General features: G+C 33.9%; 17 protein-coding genes and 5 tRNA genes. 10 read left to right on the forward strand and 12 right to left on the reverse strand.

What is annotated here, in order from left to right; all coding sequences use genetic code 11:
- The first annotated feature begins 137 nt into the window (after positions 1-137).
- The 3 genes from rpiA (at position 138) to ASG22_RS04030 (ending at position 1,901) form a co-directional block, all read left to right on the forward strand.
- Positions 138-818 (forward strand): ribose-5-phosphate isomerase RpiA, encoded by a 681-nt coding sequence (gene rpiA, locus ASG22_RS04020; RefSeq protein WP_055980969.1) that lies wholly within the window; start codon positions 138-140, stop codon positions 816-818.
- Positions 819-1,004: 186 nt separating this feature from the next.
- Positions 1,005-1,586 (forward strand): hypothetical protein, encoded by a 582-nt coding sequence (locus ASG22_RS04025; RefSeq protein WP_055980972.1) that lies wholly within the window; start codon positions 1,005-1,007, stop codon positions 1,584-1,586.
- A gap of 114 nt (positions 1,587-1,700) precedes the next feature.
- Positions 1,701-1,901, forward strand: a complete 201-nt coding sequence (locus ASG22_RS04030; RefSeq protein ID WP_055980975.1) for a DUF2945 domain-containing protein — start codon at positions 1,701-1,703, stop codon at positions 1,899-1,901.
- Positions 1,902-1,948: 47 nt separating this feature from the next.
- Here ASG22_RS04030 and ASG22_RS04035 read toward each other — a convergent pair whose 3' ends face one another.
- The 7 genes from ASG22_RS04035 to ASG22_RS04070 form a co-directional block, all read right to left on the reverse strand.
- The gene (locus ASG22_RS04035; protein WP_055980979.1) at positions 1,949-2,359 is read right to left on the reverse strand and encodes a hypothetical protein; all 411 of its coding nucleotides are present in this window, start codon (positions 2,357-2,359) and stop codon (positions 1,949-1,951) included.
- A gap of 306 nt (positions 2,360-2,665) precedes the next feature.
- Entirely contained in the window at positions 2,666-3,064 is a 399-nt protein-coding gene (locus ASG22_RS04045; protein WP_055980982.1) for a hypothetical protein, read from the reverse strand.
- Positions 3,065-3,307: 243 nt separating this feature from the next.
- Positions 3,308-3,383: transfer RNA gene (locus tag ASG22_RS04050), tRNA-Met, on the reverse strand.
- A 41-nt stretch (positions 3,384-3,424) separates the two neighbouring features.
- Positions 3,425-3,497, reverse strand: a tRNA-Met gene (locus ASG22_RS04055).
- A 26-nt stretch (positions 3,498-3,523) separates the two neighbouring features.
- Positions 3,524-3,596, reverse strand: a tRNA-Met gene (locus ASG22_RS04060).
- A gap of 42 nt (positions 3,597-3,638) precedes the next feature.
- Positions 3,639-3,711: transfer RNA gene (locus tag ASG22_RS04065), tRNA-Met, on the reverse strand.
- 64 nt (positions 3,712-3,775) lie between these two features.
- Positions 3,776-3,848, reverse strand: a tRNA-Met gene (locus ASG22_RS04070).
- Between the two features lie 101 nt (positions 3,849-3,949).
- Between ASG22_RS04070 and ASG22_RS04075 the strand changes: the two genes are divergently transcribed.
- From ASG22_RS04075 to ASG22_RS04090, 4 genes are all read left to right on the forward strand, one after another.
- Complete coding sequence (locus tag ASG22_RS04075; protein WP_055980984.1) at positions 3,950-4,561, forward strand: L-threonylcarbamoyladenylate synthase; 612 nt, start codon at positions 3,950-3,952, stop codon at positions 4,559-4,561.
- An 80-nt stretch (positions 4,562-4,641) separates the two neighbouring features.
- Positions 4,642-5,400, forward strand: a complete 759-nt coding sequence (yaaA, locus tag ASG22_RS04080; protein ID WP_055980987.1) for a peroxide stress protein YaaA — start codon at positions 4,642-4,644, stop codon at positions 5,398-5,400.
- Entirely contained in the window at positions 5,401-6,252 is an 852-nt protein-coding gene (gene prmC, locus ASG22_RS04085; protein ID WP_055980989.1) for a peptide chain release factor N(5)-glutamine methyltransferase, read from the forward strand. It abuts the gene before it with no gap.
- A 338-nt stretch (positions 6,253-6,590) separates the two neighbouring features.
- Positions 6,591-9,092: a T9SS type A sorting domain-containing protein gene (locus ASG22_RS04090; RefSeq protein WP_055980991.1), complete on the forward strand. Its 2,502-nt coding sequence runs from the start codon at positions 6,591-6,593 to the stop codon at positions 9,090-9,092.
- Positions 9,093-9,198: 106 nt separating this feature from the next.
- Here the strand turns inward: ASG22_RS04090 and ASG22_RS04095 are convergent, their stop codons facing one another.
- Genes ASG22_RS04095 through ASG22_RS04115 form a run of 5 tightly spaced genes read right to left on the reverse strand, consistent with a single transcriptional unit; the run spans position 9,199 to position 15,439 of the window.
- Positions 9,199-9,861: a rhomboid family intramembrane serine protease gene (locus tag ASG22_RS04095; RefSeq protein WP_055980993.1), complete on the reverse strand. Its 663-nt coding sequence runs from the start codon at positions 9,859-9,861 to the stop codon at positions 9,199-9,201.
- Positions 9,862-9,864: 3 nt separating this feature from the next.
- Positions 9,865-10,434 carry a hypothetical protein gene (locus ASG22_RS04100; protein ID WP_055980995.1) on the reverse strand — a complete coding sequence of 190 codons (570 nt, stop codon included), beginning with the start codon at positions 10,432-10,434 and terminating at the stop codon, positions 9,865-9,867.
- Positions 10,435-10,452: 18 nt separating this feature from the next.
- Positions 10,453-13,026, reverse strand: coding sequence for a DNA gyrase/topoisomerase IV subunit A (locus ASG22_RS04105; protein WP_409991359.1), 2,574 nt, complete (start codon positions 13,024-13,026; stop codon positions 10,453-10,455).
- Positions 13,027-13,509, reverse strand: a complete 483-nt coding sequence (locus ASG22_RS04110; RefSeq protein ID WP_055980998.1) for a hypothetical protein — start codon at positions 13,507-13,509, stop codon at positions 13,027-13,029.
- Between the two features lie 40 nt (positions 13,510-13,549).
- Entirely contained in the window at positions 13,550-15,439 is a 1,890-nt protein-coding gene (locus ASG22_RS04115; protein WP_055981001.1) for a DNA topoisomerase IV subunit B, read from the reverse strand.
- A gap of 275 nt (positions 15,440-15,714) precedes the next feature.
- Here ASG22_RS04115 and ASG22_RS04120 point away from each other — a divergent pair, with 275 nt between their 5' ends.
- The 3 genes from ASG22_RS04120 (at position 15,715) to ASG22_RS04130 (ending at position 19,041) form a co-directional block, all read left to right on the forward strand.
- Complete coding sequence (locus ASG22_RS04120) at positions 15,715-16,434, forward strand: LytR/AlgR family response regulator transcription factor (RefSeq protein ID WP_055981004.1); 720 nt, start codon at positions 15,715-15,717, stop codon at positions 16,432-16,434.
- A gap of 126 nt (positions 16,435-16,560) precedes the next feature.
- A complete protein-coding gene (locus ASG22_RS04125; RefSeq protein WP_055981007.1) occupies positions 16,561-17,727 on the forward strand; it encodes a T9SS type A sorting domain-containing protein in 1,167 nt (388 codons plus the stop codon).
- Between the two features lie 165 nt (positions 17,728-17,892).
- Complete coding sequence (locus ASG22_RS04130) at positions 17,893-19,041, forward strand: methionine aminotransferase (RefSeq protein WP_055981009.1); 1,149 nt, start codon at positions 17,893-17,895, stop codon at positions 19,039-19,041.
- Positions 19,042-19,050: the final 9 nt, after the last annotated feature.

Genomic DNA, 19,050 nt, shown 5'->3' on the forward strand with positions numbered 1-19,050 from the left:
AGATTTAAACCAAATTAAAATACTGAAAATCAATTAAATAAATTTAACTTTTATAAAAAAATTGTTTTTTTAAATAAAGTCAGAAGAATATATTCTTATCTTTTTAGTGAAAAATATTGCTTTAAAAATTCATTATAGTGAAAAAAGATGTAGAAAAAGAAAAACAGCTTGCTGCTAAAGAAGCCGTAAAATATATAAAGAATAATACAATTATAGGTTTAGGAACAGGTTCAACTGTTTATTATGCGATTGTAGAAATTGCAGAACTTGTTAAGAACGGACTTAAAATAAAAGCTGTTCCTACCTCAAATGCAACACAGAAACTGGCAGATTCTTTAGGAATTCCAATTATTGATATCAATACAATTGACAAAATTGATACTACGATCGATGGTGCAGACGAGTTTAATAAAGATTTAATGTTAATTAAAGGTGGTGGCGGTGCTCTTCTCAGAGAAAAAATTGTAGCCTCGATGACAACTGAAGAGATTATTATTGCTGATTCATCAAAAAAAGTGGAAAAACTGGGAAAATTTAAGCTCCCGATTGAGGTAATTCCTTTTGCTTCAAAGTATGTTCAATCGAAAATTAAAGAATTAAACGGAAACGGAAAGATACGCTTTGCCCAAAACCTGCCGTTTGTAACTGATGAAGGGAATTATATTATTGATGTCGACTTTGGTTTTATAGAGAATCCTGTGGAGTTGTCTCATAAATTGAACGAAATCGAGGGCGTTGTAGGACACGGATTATTTATTAATCTTACCAAAACAGTCATTATGGGTAATGACAACGAAATCATTACATTTAAAAAGTAGTTATTAAACCATGCTTAATTAATACAAAACACGTATAAAAAGTACCACAGTTTTTAAGCAGAAAACATCATTTATGCAACAATGAATAATTTATATTAAAGAATTGTTAAAATTTATTAAATAAAATTAAAATGTATTTGCTTAAACCGAGAAATTATATTTATTTTAGTGCTTTAAAAATTTCTCATGAAAAGATATAATTTATTAATTGTACTATTACTACTTATTTTTAACCTTACTACAGCTCAAAAGAATGCTCCGGCTGCAGATTTCAGTGCGATAGGAGAAGCTAAAACTAAAATTGAAAATACAGTTCCTTTAGCGATTAAACATTTAAAAGAAATCAGTGAAAAGGAAAACGATCCCAATATTCTTTCTAACGGAAAAGTTGCTTTGTCTAAAGAATATGCAAAAGTAGAACTTGAATGGCGTCTTTACAGAGGGAATATGAACAGCTGCATCCTTAATAATTCTTCTAAAAAAGCTAGAAAATGTATGGATTATCATACTTCTATGTTTAGAGGTACACTGATTAATTATAATAATTATATTACAAATCTTACAAGAAAGAACGGATATCTTGGTGTAGAAGGTGATACGAAATTTGAGCTTAATCCTATAGAAATCACCACAAAACTAAGCCAGTCTTATTCCAACGGAAGCTCTGCTGCAAACAGAATGAAAGGAAGTCAGAAAAAAGAATTTTTAGGACAGACAATGGCAGATGATAATGCGCTTACGCCATATAATCAATTAGCTACTCAATAATTATTTTTCAATAATATATATTAATCCTGCTTTTCATAAAGTGGGATTTTTTATTTTAATCCTATATGTAATGGCATAATAAATGATTCTTTCCCTTGTATAATTAAAATCATCATGCTAAAAAAGGGAGACACAGTAAGATGGAGATTCAGCAACGGAGAAACCCACGGAATCATTATAAAAGTACATACAAAAGATTTTATCTTTATGGAGAAACAACGTCGTGCTTCAGAAGAAAACCCACAATACGAAGTAATGAGCGAAAAGACGGGAAACAAAGCAGTTCATAAAGCAACCGCATTGAAGAAGATATAAAAATGCCACAAATAATTGTGGCATTTTTAGTTTTAATCACTATGATATTATTTTATTTTGTCATAGATAAGTTTAGTTACAATAGCTCCGAATAGATAATAAGCAACTGTCATTACTTTTTTCTCCGTAGTTTTAGCAACGGGTGCGTCATCCAATCCCATTTTTTCTGGAAGTAACACCGCTCCCATTCCCATGGCAATTCCAGAGACAATATTAAAACTGGTTGTTGCCGTAGTAGCATAATAGATTCCGTTGCTTACGACATCGCCCGCTAATGTCGCTGCATACAGCTGATCATGATTTGTAATTTTCATATCAACCTTATCCAACGCTTTATTTAGAGCTTCCTCCCCAACTTTATTAATTTCCGGAACGTTATCAAAATTTTTTCTGATGGTTTCATGAAGCAGGTTAAGTGCAATAGCACCTCCTAAACCTGCGAGAATTTTTTTGTACATACTATATGATTTAATGGTGATAGTATTACTCTTGCATAAATTAAGCCATTACGGACATTTGATTTAATTCACCATTTGAGAGTGAACTTCTGTAAACAATAGCGGGAACCCCGTCTCAAAACGATGGCCTTCTGGTTATGAGCCCGATGAGCTACCTACTGATCCATCCCGCGGTGTATTTTGAATGCTTACCAAACCCTCATCCTCATGCGACAACAGCAAACAACTTGCGAGAATATCCCTTTAAGGTAACGTCAAACTTATGAGTCCGAAATAGTTTTTACTCTTATTCTTTATCTATCATTATCAGCTTACCAAATATTCTGTTATTACAGGTATGTCAGTTTCTTCATGCCAGATTAATTTCCAGTCTTCTTTTACATTCATATCAATTTTATTGTCTTTCATCTCGGCAATATATCTTACTTTAAAAGTGATGTCAAACTTATCTTTAGCAGTTTCTGTTATTTGAATATCTGAAATATGATGAGTTGTTTTGTTTATAAGATTATTTTTAGATTCTGTGAACCAATTGCTGAATTCCTCTTGCCCAATAAATAAATCATTTCCCGGAAATTTCATTTTCACATCTTCCGATAAGTATTGCAGGAAGAAGCTATTTTCATCTAAATTATCAAAATGCTCGAACCATTTTGTCATGAAAGCCTTTATCTTTTGGACATTTTCTTGTTGTAGATTTTCCATAATTTTTTCTTTGTCTTAATAAATATTATCGTCTTTATAATTTGAAATTTTCACTCAGATTTTTTACAACCAATTTTACAGTTAAAAACTAAATTTCATTTTTTATTTAATAAAATTTTCTGATTTTTTGAAAGTAAAGCTATTTTAATATTTCTGTAAATTTTATTAGCATATTTCATTCCAATAACGTTTTTCAAATTTTACAGCACAAAAAAAGGAGAACTACTTTCGTAATTCTCCTATTGGTAGCGGGAACCGGACTCGAACCGATGACCTTCGGGTTATGAGCCCGACGAGCTACCTACTGCTCCATCCCGCGGTGTATCTTTAGAGTGTTTACCGAAAACACTTATATCTTAGTAGCGGGAACCGGACTCGAACCGATGACCTTCGGGTTATGAGCCCGACGAGCTACCTACTGCTCCATCCCGCGNTTACCGAAAACACTTATAATCTTAGTAGCGGGAACCGGACTCGAACCGATGACCTTCGGGTTATGAGCCCGACGAGCTACCTACTGCTCCATCCCGCGGTGTATCTTTAGAGTGTTTACCGAAAACACTTATAATCTTAGTAGCGGGAACCGGACTCGAACCGATGACCTTCGGGTTATGAGCCCGACGAGCTACCTACTGCTCCATCCCGCGATATTGGATTGCAAATGTCTCAGTCAGGAATACATCCTNTTACCGAAAACACTTATAATCTTAGTAGCGGGAACCGGACTCGAACCGATGACCTTCGGGTTATGAGCCCGACGAGCTACCTACTGCTCCATCCCGCGATATTGGATTGCAAATGTACGACTTTTTTTTAATAATCCTAATTTTTCTTTTAAATAAAGGACTTTTATGAAAACTATTTTAATATTCGTATCTTTGAAGTATGGCAAAAATATTAAAAATATATCCTGACAACCCCCAGGAAAATCTTATTAATGAGGTAATTAAAACTTTGAATAATGGTGGATTAATTATTTATCCGTCCGATACGATTTATGCACTTGGATGTAATATTTTTGATGTAAAAGCTATGGAAAAACTAGCTCAAATCAAAAAAATGAAATTGGAGAAAGCCCAATTTTCAATTATTTGTAACGATCTCAGCCATCTTTCAGATTTTACAAGACCAATCGACACGTCGGTTTTTAGGTTTTTAAAAAGTCATCTTCCAGGACCTTTTACCTTTATTTTGGATGCTAATAAAAGTTTACCTTTAGCCTATAAAGGCCATAAAACAATTGGTATCCGTGTACCGGATCATCCGATTCCACAATTGATTGTTGAAAAATTAGGACATCCGATTGCATCAACTTCCATTAAAGATGATGATGAAGTGTTGGAATATTCCACAGATCCCGAACTTATTGCAGAAAAATATGACCATTTGGTGGATATTGTCATTGATTCAGGTTACGGAGATAATGTTGCTTCTACCATCGTAGATCTTACTTCTGGCGAACCGGAAATTATAAGACAAGGGAAAGGAATTATCTAATCAAATATCGATATTAAGAGGGTGAATTGATTTTATAAAAAATTCACTTATAAAAATATATTCAAATTTTTTATTTTTTCATGAAAATAGTAACATCTCCTGCGAAATTAATGAACGTAGAAAACTCAACCGATCTGTTGAAAACCACTACCCCAAAGTTCATTGAAAATGCAGCATTTATACAAACTTATCTAAAAGAAAAATCACCGAAATATCTTTCCGAGCTCATGGAAATTTCGCCGAAACTGGCAGATGAAAACTGGGAAAGAAATCAAAAATGGAAAGCAAAACCGACTGCAAAAGAATCTGCTCCTGCTATGTTTGCATTTACTGGCGAAGTTTATAGAGGTTTAGATGCTAAAACGTTAGACAAAAAAGCAGTAGATTATTTACAAAAAAACTACAGAATATTATCCGGATTATACGGATTACTGAAACCATCTGATAAAGTGATGCTTTACCGACTGGAAATGGGAAGACCTTTCGTATTTGATGAATACAAAAACCTTTACGAATTCTGGAGAGAAAAAATTACAGAACAATTAAATTCTGAAATGAAAAAGAATGAAATTCTTTTAAATCTTGGAAGCAACGAATATTTTAAAGTAATCGACCGCAAAAAATTGAATCATACAGTAATTGATTTTGATTTTTATGAATTGAAGGAAGGAAAACTTAAAACCATCGTGGTTTATACAAAACATGCAAGAGGTTTGGTGGTAAGATTTTGTGCTGAAACCAATGCACAAACTTTGGATGATGTAAAAGCTTTCAACTACGAAGGCTATAGAATTGATAAAGAAAAATCTACTGATCTAAAACTGGTTTTCACGAGATAAATGACGATTTCAGCATTCAAAAAACATTTTAAAACAGATCTTTCTGAAATATATACAGATTCGGAAAGTGATTTTTTATCTTCAATTTTTATTGAAAAAATTATCGGATTCAACAATTTTGATCAGAGAAGATTTTCTGAACAGGAAATATTAATTCAGGATGAAAAACAGCTGTTGAACATTATTTCAGAATTAAGAACTAATAAACCTTATCAACATATTTTAGGAGAAACTGAATTTTACGGAATGAAATTTTTCATCAATGAAAACGTTCTGATTCCACGTCCTGAAACGGAAGAATTGCTTGAATTGGCAATTGAAAAAATTAAAAATTCATCATTAATTATTGATAAATTAAAAATTCTCGATATAGGAACCGGAAGCGGAATTATCCCTTTGGTTTTAAAGAAATATTTTCCACAGGCTGAAGTGACTTCGATTGATTTTTCTGAAAAAGCGTTGGAAGTTGCCAGAAAAAATGCAGATTTTCATCAGCTTGAAATTAACTTTATTCATGCGGATTATCTGAGTTTTGATTTGAATGAAAATTTTGATATCATTATTTCAAATCCACCTTATATCGCACTTGATGAAGAAACCGAAATCGAATATTCTGTAAAAGGATTTGAACCGACAATGGCACTGTTCTCTCCCACTTCCGATGCATTGATTTTTTATCGAAAAATTGCCGAAGATTCTAAAAAATATATGAAGGAAAACGGATTATTATTTTTGGAAATCAATCAGAAATTAGGTCCGGAAACATTGGAATTGTATCTTAATGATTTTTCAGAGGCATTTTTACTAGAAGATTTATCTGGAAATGACAGGTTTGTTTGTGGAAAAAAATGATCAAAATAAGATATTTTAAATATCATAAAGTATAAAATCCGGTTCACTTTTTGAGCCGGGTTTTTTTTGTATTTTTTAAATACGAATTTCTGAATTCGCCCATTTTTCTGTTCAAGTATTCTTTTTTTAGGAAACAAAATTTATACATTTTCATCTTGGTTATACGATTAACATATTTTTAATATTATTTAGAAAACCCTTTAAAATCAATGAATAAAAGATCTTTTTAAGAAAAATTTCACAACAGAATGATTTGTTTTAAATATTTATATATATTTGAGTGTAATCGATTACACATTAAATAATTCATTTTAAAACAACTTAAAAATTAATAATCTATGAAAAAGATCTTGATTTATTTTATGATGCTTTTCAGTCCATTTCTGCTGAAAGCACAGGTTACAATTACTCAGGCAACCGGCTGGTTGGAATCCGCTTTTATAAAATGGAATCCTGTAAACGGTGCCGACAGTTACAAAGTTTATTACACAGGAGGAGGCTTTACCGATAAATTAATTGACACCCAATTAATTAGAAGTTACGGATCATATTTCAGAGCAGATCTGTTAGGATTAAGCGCCGGAAATTATACGATTAAAGTCGTTCCGGTAACAGGAAATGTAGAGGGTACTGCTGCTGTTTCGGGCTCAGTAACCGTTCTTCCACACGATAGAAACGGGTTTGCACACAATAATGCAAGAGTTCCCGGAGCATATAATCTTAACGGAACTTTAAAGACAAACGCTGTCGTTCTGTATGTTACACAAGACACAAAAAATACTGTTTCTCTGAACGTTACAGGAGCAAATACAAATCCTTGTGTCGGACTGCAAACGATTTTAGACGGCTTTAAAAAAGGATCTGATACAAGACCTTTAGTTGTAAGATTAATTGGAAATGTGACAGATCCAAGTTATCTTCTGAATGGTGATGTAGTGATTGAAAATAAAAATACGGATGCAAGTTCCATTACTTTTGAAGGGGTGGGCTCTGATGCAGTGGTAAATGGCTGGGGAATCCGTATAAAAAATGCTACCAATATCGAAGTAAGAAATCTTGGATTTATGCTTACTGATGCTTCGGAAGGTGACAATTTAAGCTTACAACAGAATAACAGTTATATCTGGGCTCACAATAATGATTTATTCTACGGTGCTCCAGGATCAGATGCCGATCAGGAAAAAGGCGATGGAGCGTTGGATGCTAAAAAATCTACAAATGTTACTTTTTCTTACAACCACTTTTGGGATAACGGAAAAAGCTGTCTGTTGGGTTTAAGTGAAGGAACAACTGCGGGTCTGTATATTACCTATCATCACAATTGGTTTGATCATTCAGACTCCAGGCACCCGAGAGTTCGTTATTATTCGGCTCACGTTTATAACAACTATTATGACGGAAACTCTAAATATGGCGTAGGCTCTACATTAGGTTCTTCAGTTTTTGTGGAAGGAAATTATTTTAGAAATGCTAAATATCCAATCCTTACCTCAAAACAGGGAACAGATGTTGCCAATGGTGCTCCAGGTACTTTTTCAGGTGAAAATGGCGGTGTGGTGAAAGCATTCAATAATTATATGATTGGTCAGACGGCATTTATCCCTTACAATTCTTCGACAGCAGCGAGTCATTTTGATGCGTATGTTGCGACTACAAGAAGTGAAGTATTGGGGAGTACAATTAAAGCTCTTCAAGGAAATGGTACCTATAATAACTTTGACACAAATACTTCATTGTATGTAAATTCTTTGGTTCCGGATTCTCCGACTGCAGCAAAAGATAAAGTGATGCAATATTCCGGAAGAGTTTCGGGTGGAGATATAAGCTGGACCTTCAGTAATCCGAATGATGACACTTCTTCTTCTGTGAATACAGGATTGATGGCCATTTTACAAAATTATGCTTCTTCATTAGTTTACGTACAGGGAATTACTTCAGCACCTGCAAGTTCTCAGACACTTACTATTCCGTCAAATAATGATCAGACTGTAACTGTCGGAACTGCCATTACACCAATGGTTTTCACTTGGGCCGGAACAGCAACTGATGCAACCGTAACAGGTTTACCGGCTTCGGGAATCAGCTTTGTTAAAAATACTTCAGCAAAAACAATTACAATTTCCGGAATACCAACAGCAGATCTTGATTTTACTATAACAACATCAGGTTCAGCGGGAACAGCGGTTTCAGGAACGGGAAGTATTACTGTAACTCCTGGAACAGGAACAAATCCTACAGGAAATGAAATTCACAATTTCTCTGTTTCTAACCTTACAAGTTCATTCTACACGTTCACGTCTGCCAACATCAATTCTACGGACGGAACTGCAACTTATGATGGATTAACTTTAACGAAACGTCTGAAATTAGAATCAGCAACAGGAATTACGTATAATACAACGGCAACATCATCATTAACATTGGTTTTCGACCCTACATTCAGCGGAACAGTTAAAGTAGATAATGTTTCTTATACCGCCTCTTCAGGAATTGTAACGATTCCAACGGTAGCTGCAGGTTCACACTCTATCACGAAAGGAAGTGTTGCTAATCTTTTCTATATTAAAACACAATATATTGCTTCCACCGTTCTAAAAACACAGGAAAGTACTATTTCAGAAAAAGTAAAAATTTATCCTAATCCGGTTGAAACAACTTTTAGCATCAATATTTCTGATCCAATTGAGCAAATTGTCATCACCAACAACATTGGAGAAGTGGTAAAAAATATCAGAGGAAATAATAAAACCATTGATATAAGTAGTCTCCAGAGTGGAATTTATTTTGTTCAGATTAAAACCAATAAAGGAAGTTCTACTCAAAAAATTATTAAGAAATAAAATTGATTATTTTTATACTAATTGCCGTCTCAGTTTCTGGGGCGGTTTTTTATTAAACAAAAAAGTCAGCAAAATTTGCCGACTTTCGTTTATATATTAATGATTTTTAACCAATTCTCTTTCTTATAAAGATTTCATAACTTAGATACATTAATGGAAGTGACATGACTCCCAGAAAAAATATATTTTTCATTGCAAGCTGCGGAAATATTAACACAGAATAGACAAGTCCAAATACAGCTCCTCCTAAATGCGCGGCATGACCAATATTGTCATTACTTCTAGGATATAACATACTATACACGGAATATCCAAAGTAAAGAAATCCAAAAATATAACCAGGAATACTCAACTCAGGAGGTAAGAAAATAATTCCGATTTTTGTAAGCACAGGATCTAAAGAAACACTGGCAAAAATAATTCCGGCAACACCTCCACTTGCTCCTATAGCTGAATACCAACTTTGATTTTTATATATTAAAAGTGATAATAGATTTCCCAATATAATTGATCCGATATAAATCGTTAAAAATCCGCCTACTCCAAAATCTGACAATACTGCCGGACCAAATGAAAACAAAACAAACATATTCAACACCAAATGCATAATATCTGCATGAAGGAAACCTGCAGAAAGCAGACGAATATATTCTTTTCGATATACTATTGCCCCTACATTAAATTTATATTTTTCAAAATTCGGACTTCCATTTGGTGCAACAAAGCTTATAATCGCCGTTATTGCTATAACTAATATTAAAATGTTCATTTCTTATTTAATTTTTTGAATAGGAATTCCTCCGGAATCACCATTTCCCGTAGGAATCATTCCACTTTTAATGTAAAATTTACCTTCTCTGTTATACAAAAAGTAATCCAAATCAATTCCGGTATCTTCGCCTTCAGTTACAATTTCAGGTAAAAATTTGATTGCATTATTTTCTTTATCCGTCTTCCCAAAACTTCCGTACACATGATGCATTCCTAACTTTAATGTATCATTTGGCTTTTCATACCAAAGATAAAAATGTCCGTCCTCAGAAGAGGCTAATACCAATTTTGCTTTCAGCTTTGTTCCGTCATTTTCTCCTGCATAATCGATATAATCAAGGAAATATTCTCCCTTCCACTTTGCAAAATCCTTATCCTCGACTTCTTCATAATCCAAATCAGATTTTACATTTTCCGTTTCTGAATCAGTGAATTCTTCTGGCTGAGAAATTTTAGCAGAATCAATAACTGTATTGACGGTTGATTCCGTTTTTTCTATTTTAGCTTCTTCTTTTTTACAGGAAAAACTTATGACAGAAAATACAATAATGGGAAACAGTATTTTTTTCAATTTGTGTTTTTATTTTAATTATTCTTCAATCTTCTCATCACTTGAGAACAAATTTCCGATCACCGCATCTTCATCCATTGGTTCAGGCTCTTCATACGCTTCAATTTCCTCTTCTTCAGGTTCGGGAATAGTAATGTTAATTGATTTTACCTTAAATTTCGTGAATTGATTTCCAATTGCTTTTATTCCTTTTACAGTAATAAATTCATCAATATTGATGGTTTCAGGATCACGGTCTTTCCCTTTATCCTTCGCAAAAGTAATATCGGCGGTCGCTCCGTTGGCAACAATTACATTTTCGATAAAAGATTTCGGATGTTCTGAAGGCATAAAGGTCTGAACGTTGGTATTATTTTCAAATAAGAACCTTTTAATAAAATAAATATCTTTTTCGCCATCGTAATAAATACACGTTACCGGCTGCTGTGGTTTCCATTTTTCAAGAACAAGATATTCGTCATCGAAACGGTTTCCAAGATCAAAACTTACTAATTTTGCTTCTCCGTTTGTATTGATGGTAAGGATTTTATCGTCACCTTTAAAGTTCCCTAATAAAGTGCCTCTTCCGTCCGCATTCAGCCTTCTCACGGTATCATCAAACCAGATTTTTCTCGGTGCCAATGTAGAAACACCTTCTTCCTTTAAGTCAACTTTTTTGATGGCATATTTTGTCACCAGATTCCCTTTAGAATCACGACCTTTAATCGCTAATTCCGAAAAATCGATGTCCATCTTATTTTTTCTGATTCTTGGGTTTGGCTTTAACAAAACACTCACGGTTTCCGCTTCACCATTCGGATTTGCCGAAAAATAAAGTGTTTCAGAGAATTTTTTATCTGAAGCCAAAGGATAATCTGTATTTCTTGTCACACCCGTCACTGAAAAGCGTTTCATATAATAAGGCCCGTCTCTTCCTTCACGATAAATCATGTTGTAGACTGTTCTTTTATCGTTTTTCTTCCAGATGGCAACATGAAGAATATCTTTACCAATGAAAGTTTTAGCCTCCACTTTCACAACTTTCATACTTCCGTCTTTTCTGAAAGTAATAATATCGTCGATGTCTGAACAATCGAATAAATACTGATCTTTTTTCAAAGAAGTTCCGATGAAACCTTCCTCAAAATTGGCGTAAAATTTCTCATTCGCAACAGCAACTTTTGTCGCATCAATCGTATCAAAAATTCTAAGTTCAGTTTTTCTCTGTCTGTCTTTTCCGTATTTTTTTTGAATATTTAAATAATAATCAATCGCATACTGAATCAGATTCGCCAAATGATGTTTTACCTGCTCGATTTTACCTTCAAGTGCCGCAATATTTTCTTTAAATTTATCTAAATCGAATCTAGAAATTCTCTTAATTCTGATTTCCGTTAGTTTTAAAATATCCTCTTCCGTAACCGCTCTTAAAAGATGTTTAGTATGAGGTTTTAATCCTGCATCAATTGTTTTGATAACATCTTCCCAGGTTTCTACTTCTTCAATATCGTGATAAATCCTGTTTTCAATAAAAATTCTTTCCAATGAAGAAAAATGCCAGCTTTCCTGTAATTCGTGAAGTTCGATTTCAAGCTCTTTTTTAAGCAGAGAAACCGTATGATCTGTATTTCTTCTTAAAATCTCGGAAACATTCAGGAACATCGGTTTGTCACCGACAATTACGCAAGCATTTGGAGAAATGGTAACCTGACAGTCGGTAAATGCATACAAAGCATCAATCGTTTTATCCGGCGATGAATCATTTGGAAGATGAATCAGAATTTCAACTTTATCTGAAGTATTGTCTTCAATTTTTTTGATCTTGATTTTCCCTTTCTCATTCGCTTTCAACACAGAATCAATTAAATCGCCTGTATTTTTTGAAAAAGGAAGTTCCGTAATCATCAGAGTATGTTTATCTACCTGATTGATTCTTGCTCTGGCTCTTACTTTTCCTCCTCTGTGACCGTCGTTATATTCGGAAACATCTAAAAATCCGGCAGTTAAAAAATCCGGAAATAGTTCAAACTTTTTACCTTTAAGATGAGCAACAGAAGCATTAATTAATTCATTGAAATTGTGTGGAAGAATCTTTGTGGAAAGTCCGACTCCAATTCCTTCAACTCCTTGTGCCAGAAGTAGAGGAAATTTAACGGGAAGGTCGATCGGTTCGTTATTTCTACCGTCATAAGATTTCGCCCATTCTGTCGTTTTTGGGTTAAAAACCACTTCTAATGCAAAAGGCGTTAATCTGGCTTCAATATATCTCGCAGCTGCAGCAGAATCTCCTGTGTAGATATTTCCCCAGTTTCCCTGAGTATCAATCAACAGCTCTCTCTGCCCGATTCCTACCATTGCATCTGTAATAGAAGCATCACCGTGAGGGTGATATTTCATAGTATTTCCGACAATATTGGCAACTTTGTTATAACGGCCATCTTCCAGCTCCCGCATGGAATGCATGATTCTTCTCTGAACAGGCTTAAAGCCATCAAAAACCGACGGAATTGCCCTGTCTAAAATTACATAAGAAGCATAATCAAGAAACCAGTCTTTGTACAGCCCGGAAACTTTTTTTAAGCTCCCACCTTCATGCGAGTGTTCTTCTATCATTTATTTTTCGCTCTTTTTCTCCTTGTTTGTTTTTACTACTTTATTTAAAGAAACTTTTAAATCATTAATTTCTTTTGATGTCAAATATGAAACTTCATATTTTAAGATGGTAGAACCACTGTTTTTACTTGAAATTGTGATATATAATCTTTTAATAAAGAGAATTCTGACAACTTCATATTTTATTAATTTATACTTTGGAAATTCATCACTTAACGGTTTATTCAGAAAAGGAATAATATTTCTGTTTCTAAAATGAATTGCTTCACCGTCGCTGTCATATTCAAAAATTTGTCTTCCACTAAAGTAAAACAATATCAATAATAGTATGGGAACGATAATCAATAAATAACTTTCTGATCCCAAAACATTAAATCTGTATTCTTCTAATAAAAAAGCCCCTATACCACCTACCAAAGTCATTAGCAGAAGTGTATTTATGAAGTTATAAACCGGAGCTTTGGTTCGGTTACTAAGTCTCATATAAGTTAAGTTTTGTGTTTTTTTAAGTTATAATTTTTAATTAATTTTCATCTATGACTTCACTCAATATTTCTTTTTTATTAATATCAGGATCTTCAACGACCAGATTCTCAAGAATAAAAACTTGTCTGTCCGGCGTATTTTTCCCCATATAGAATTCCAATAACTGCTCAATTGTCTGATCTTTTCCTAATACCACAGGCTCCAAACGGATATCTTTACCAATAAAATGCTTGAATTCGTCAGGTGAAATCTCACCCAAACCTTTAAATCGTGTAATTTCAGGATTTTTACCCAATTCATTTAATGCCTTTATTCTTTCAGCTTCTGAATAGCAGTATCTCGTTTCTTTTTTATTTCTAACCCTAAATAATGGTGTTTGCAGAATATAAAGGTGATTATTTTTAATTATATCAGGGAAAAACTGCAGGAAGAATGTGATCATCAACAAACGAATGTGCATTCCGTCGACATCAGCATCGGTTGCGATAATTACCTGATTATATCGTAGATCTTCTAAACTTTCTTCGATATTCAAAGCTGCCTGAAGGAGGTTGAATTCTTCATTCTCGTATACTACTTTTTTTGTTAAACCATAACAGTTCAATGGTTTACCTTTCAAAGAAAATACAGCCTGAGTTTCAACATCTCTGGATTTTGTGATAGATCCGGATGCAGAATCTCCCTCAGTAATAAAAATCTGAGTTTCCCCTTTTCTTTCGTTTTTCTGATCGTTGTAATGCTGTCTGCAATCACGCAGTTTTTTATTATGAAGAGAAACTTTTTTTGCTCTTTCTCTTGCTAATTTCTGAATTCCTGAAAGTTCTTTTCTTTCTCTTTCAGAAATCAATATTTTTCTTTGAATAGCTTCCGCAATCTCAGGATTCTGATGTAAGAAATTATCTAATTTATTCTTTAAGAAATCGATAATAAACGTCCTTACCGTCGGTCCGTTTGGTCCCATATCGTTGGAGCCCAATTTCGTTTTTGTCTGAGATTCAAAAACAGGTTCTTCCACATTAATGGAAATTGCTGCAACAATCGATTTCCTTACATCCGAAGCATCAAAAGTCTTGTTAAAAAACTCACGGATAGTTTTTACATAGGCCTCACGAAATGCATTTAAATGCGTTCCTCCCTGTGTTGTATTCTGCCCGTTTACAAATGAAAAATATGTTTCTGTCTGAGATTTATCGGTATGGGTAATCGCAACTTCTATATCATTATCTTTCAGATGGATAATCGGATACAGGGTTTCGTTTTCCAGCTCTTCATCCAACAAATCTTTAAGACCGTTTTCGGAAAAGAAAGTTTCTCCGTTAAAAAGAATTTTTAAGCCTGGATTTAGATAAGAATAATTTCGAAGCATTCTTTCGATATATTCTTTTCTATATTTAAAATTAAGGAAGATATCAGCGTCCGGTATGAAAGAAATTTCAGTACCATTTCTGTCTGAAGTTTCTTTCTCCTCATAATCTTCAGTAATTAAACCTCTCGAAAATTCAGCAATTTTCATTCTTCCATCACGGAAAGAACGTACACGGAAATAATCCGATAAAGCATTGACAGCTTTTGTACCAACCCCGTTCAAACCTACCGATTTTTTAAAGGCTTTGCTGTCATATTTACCTCCTGTATTCATTTTTGAAACAGCATCCACTACTTTTCCAAGCGGGATTCCACGACCAAAGTCACGAATCGTAACTTTACCATCGTCGACTTTTATTTCAATTCTTTTGCCAGACTTCATTCTGAACTCATCAATTGAGTTGTCCAGAATTTCTTTAAGCAAAATATAAATACCATCATCAGCAGATGAACCGTCTCCCAGCTTCCCGATATACATTCCGGGGCGCAGACGAATATGTTCCTGCCAATCGAGGGTTCTGATATTCTCTTCAGAATAGATTGGGTTTATTTCTTGTGACATACGTAATTTCAGCAAACATACAAAAGTACGAATTTGAATAAAATTATCCGAATCTTTCGGCTCCTTTTTTATCAAATATAAATATTTTTTAAGACTTGGATAGTTGTTTACGAAACGCTATATTTACATTATTCAATATTACGTGAAAAATATTTTTGTATAATTTTCGATATGGATTAAAAAATTCATTTGATACTCAATTCTTAAACAAAAAAATTATTTAAACATGACTTAGAAAAACTTATTATAAATTAAAAATAACCAAAACTCACACCATGAAAAATAAAATACACGCCTGCATCATCGACGATCAAGATGATGGAGAATCTATTTCCCGGCTTCTGAAAAATGAGTTTCCTGAATTTGAAATTGATTTTCAGACCGATAGCATTCAGTATGCTTCAGATTATCTCAGCAAATATTCGGTCGATCTTCTACTTATTAATATTCAATTGGTAAATGAAGCTGCTGTTGAAGTCTTATCAAAATTCAGGAAAAGTTCTTCTCCCATCATTTTCATCGCAGACTCTGAAACATCTGCCATTCAAGCCATTAAAAAAGGTATAACAGATTATTTATTAAAACCTGTCAGGAATCTTGATTTTGTTCTCACCGTGAATAAAGCGATTGAAAATTTCAACAAAAATAAAATCGCCATTCTCAACAACAGCATTCACAATAAGATTAATCTTCCTACGCTGCAGGGTTTTAAAAGAGTTAATATTGATGAAATCATTCGTTGTGAAGCAGATTCCAATTACACATTCATTTATTTATCCGATAAAAGTAAGGTAATCGTTTCCAAAACGTTATATGATTTTGAGAAAAACCTTTCGGGCTATAATTTTTTCAGAATTCATCATAAACATTTAATTAACCTCGAGCATCTGAAAGAGTACATCAAAGGAAAAGGCGGGCAGGTTGTTATGGCAGATAATTCTGTTTTGGATGTTTCAATACGCAGAAAGAATGATTTTTTACAGAAAATCGCTTAATAATTCACATTTATTTGATAAAAATTAACATCTACTCATTTTTTTATTACAGTTAATCACTCTTAATAGGCTAATATTTAATGCTTTGATACTTTTGATAGACAATCAAACTATTAATTTATCATTATGAAAAAAAGTCTATTTAATGCGAAAAATCTAATCGCAGCAACAATGATTTTCTCAAGCGGAATTATCCATGCACAACAATGGCTAACTACCGGAAATGGAGGAATTTCTTCTTCAAACTACGCCGGAACGGTAAATGCCGTCCCTTTTTATCTAAGAACAAATGGATCTGCGGCTGTTCCAGGGCAGGCAATTCTGAATGAAGCCGGAAGTTTTCTGGTAGATAGTGATAACAATACTAATATTGCAAAACCGAAAGGAAGTATTGTGGTAGGAGCCGGAAACGTACTTGGAGCCGATGCAGGAAGTTCATTGGTGAGTGGATGGAGTAATAATCTTGCTAATTCCGGAGGTGCAAATATTGTTGCCGGACAAACTAACACAGTGACCAATCTTGCCGGAAAATCTGTTGCTTTGGGATGGAATAATGTTATTAAAAATTCTAATCAGTTTGCAATTGGGGTTGGTGTTGAGCTGGGAGACTTTTATTCCGGGGGATTTGGAATTGATCTTGTTGCCACCGGAAACCGATCATTTGTCTTTGGTTCGGGAGCTCATGCTTCAGCAAAATTGGTGAATAATATTCCTAAATCCATCATGTTTGGAATGTCAAATGTTTCCACGGTTTTAATTACAGACCAGCAGGTCGGTATCAGAACAACTGCTCCTACTGCGAATCTTCACAGTGTCGGGACGGTTCGTTTTCAGGGACTTCCAAATGGCTCAGGAAGAGCTTTGGTGGTAGATGCCAATGGAAATGTGATGGTAGCAACAAGTACGATTACAAGACAGGCAGGTCAAAATGATGAAGATCTTCAAAGCCAGATTGATGGACTTAAAAATGAAATCAAAGAGCTTAAAGATTTATTAAAGCAAAATAAAATGAGCGTTGATTTGAGCTCAAATTCAAACGAACCAAAATTATATCAAAACGCTCCCAATCCTGGAAGAGGAGAAACTACAATTAAATACTTTCTTCCAAACACAATCAAAGATGCTTATATCGGAATTTATAATATCTCAGGTCAATTGGTGAAAACAATTGCATTGAAGGATAAAGGAAACGGAAGCGTGAATATTTCAGGAATTCAGGGAGGATCTTACGTTTACAGTCTGAATGTCGACGGAAGAAATATCGACACCAAAAAGATGCTGATTCAGGATTAAAATAAATTAAACTCACTTATCTTACTATAAATCTTAATTTTAAAGCTGCTTTCGGGCGGCTTTTCTGTTTAACAAACTTTTCATCAATTTCAGAAAGCAATTTTTTATAATATTTCTGATTTTCGGAAAATTTAAATTAAATTCGAGTAAGCAAAAAATGTTTTAATGATACAACTTCCTTTGTCGAAGCTTTCCAACGTGGGAACTACCATCTTCAGTCAGATGACGCAATTGGCCAATGAAAACGAAGCCATCAATCTTTCACAGGGATTTCCTGACTTTATGCCGGACTCCGAACTATTGGATTTAGTTGACAGTTTTATTAAAAAAGGATTTAATCAATACGCTCCGATGGGCGGAATGATCGGTTTAAAGGAAGAAATTGCCAGAAAAATTGAAAATTCTCATCAGGCAGTTTATCATCCTGATTCAGAAATTAGCATAACAGCGGGCGGAACCCAGGCGATTTTTACAACGATTGCCACTTTTGTAAAAAAAGATGACGAAGTTATTATTTTTGAGCCTGCTTATGATTGCTATGAGCCTACTGTAGAGCTTTTCGGAGGAATTGTAAAACGTTTTGAAATGAAAGCTCCAGATTACGAAATTGACTGGAATACCGTTAAAAATTTAGTTTCAGACAAAACTAAAATGATCATTCTTAATAATCCTAACAATCCTTCAGGAAAGATTTTAAAGGAAAATGATCTTCAGGAATTAATAAAAATTGTAGAAGGAACATCGATTCTTATTTTAAGTGATGAGGTATATGAAAATATTATATTTGACGGAAAGCAACATCTGAGCATCTGCAAATATCCCGAACTGAAAAACAGAAGTTTATTAGTTGCTTCTTTTGGAAAACTTTTCCACGTCACCGGCTGGAAAATCGGATATTGTGCCGCACCGAAATATTTAACCGACGAGTTCAGAAAAATTCATCAGTTCAATGTCTTTTCAGTGAATACTCCGATTCAACTTGCTCTGGCAGAATATATGAAGAACGATGATCATTATAATCATTTAAGCCAATTTTTTCAGGAAAAAAGAGATTTTCTAAGACAAGGTTTAGCCAATACTTCATTTGAGTTACTCGATTGCGAAGGAACGTATTTTCAAGCTTTAAAATATGATACAATTTCTGATAAGAATGATTTTGATTTCGCCACTGAATTAACGATCAATCATAAAGTAGCAAGTGTACCGTTTTCATCTTTTTACAGAAATAAACTGAATGAAAAAGTTATCCGGCTTTGTTTTGCCAAAAAACAGGAAACGCTGGAAAAAGCCATTGAAAATTTATCTAAATTATAAAAGAAAAGC

It is taken from the genome of Chryseobacterium sp. Leaf405, assembly GCF_001425355.1.
Taxonomy (GTDB): domain Bacteria; phylum Bacteroidota; class Bacteroidia; order Flavobacteriales; family Weeksellaceae; genus Chryseobacterium.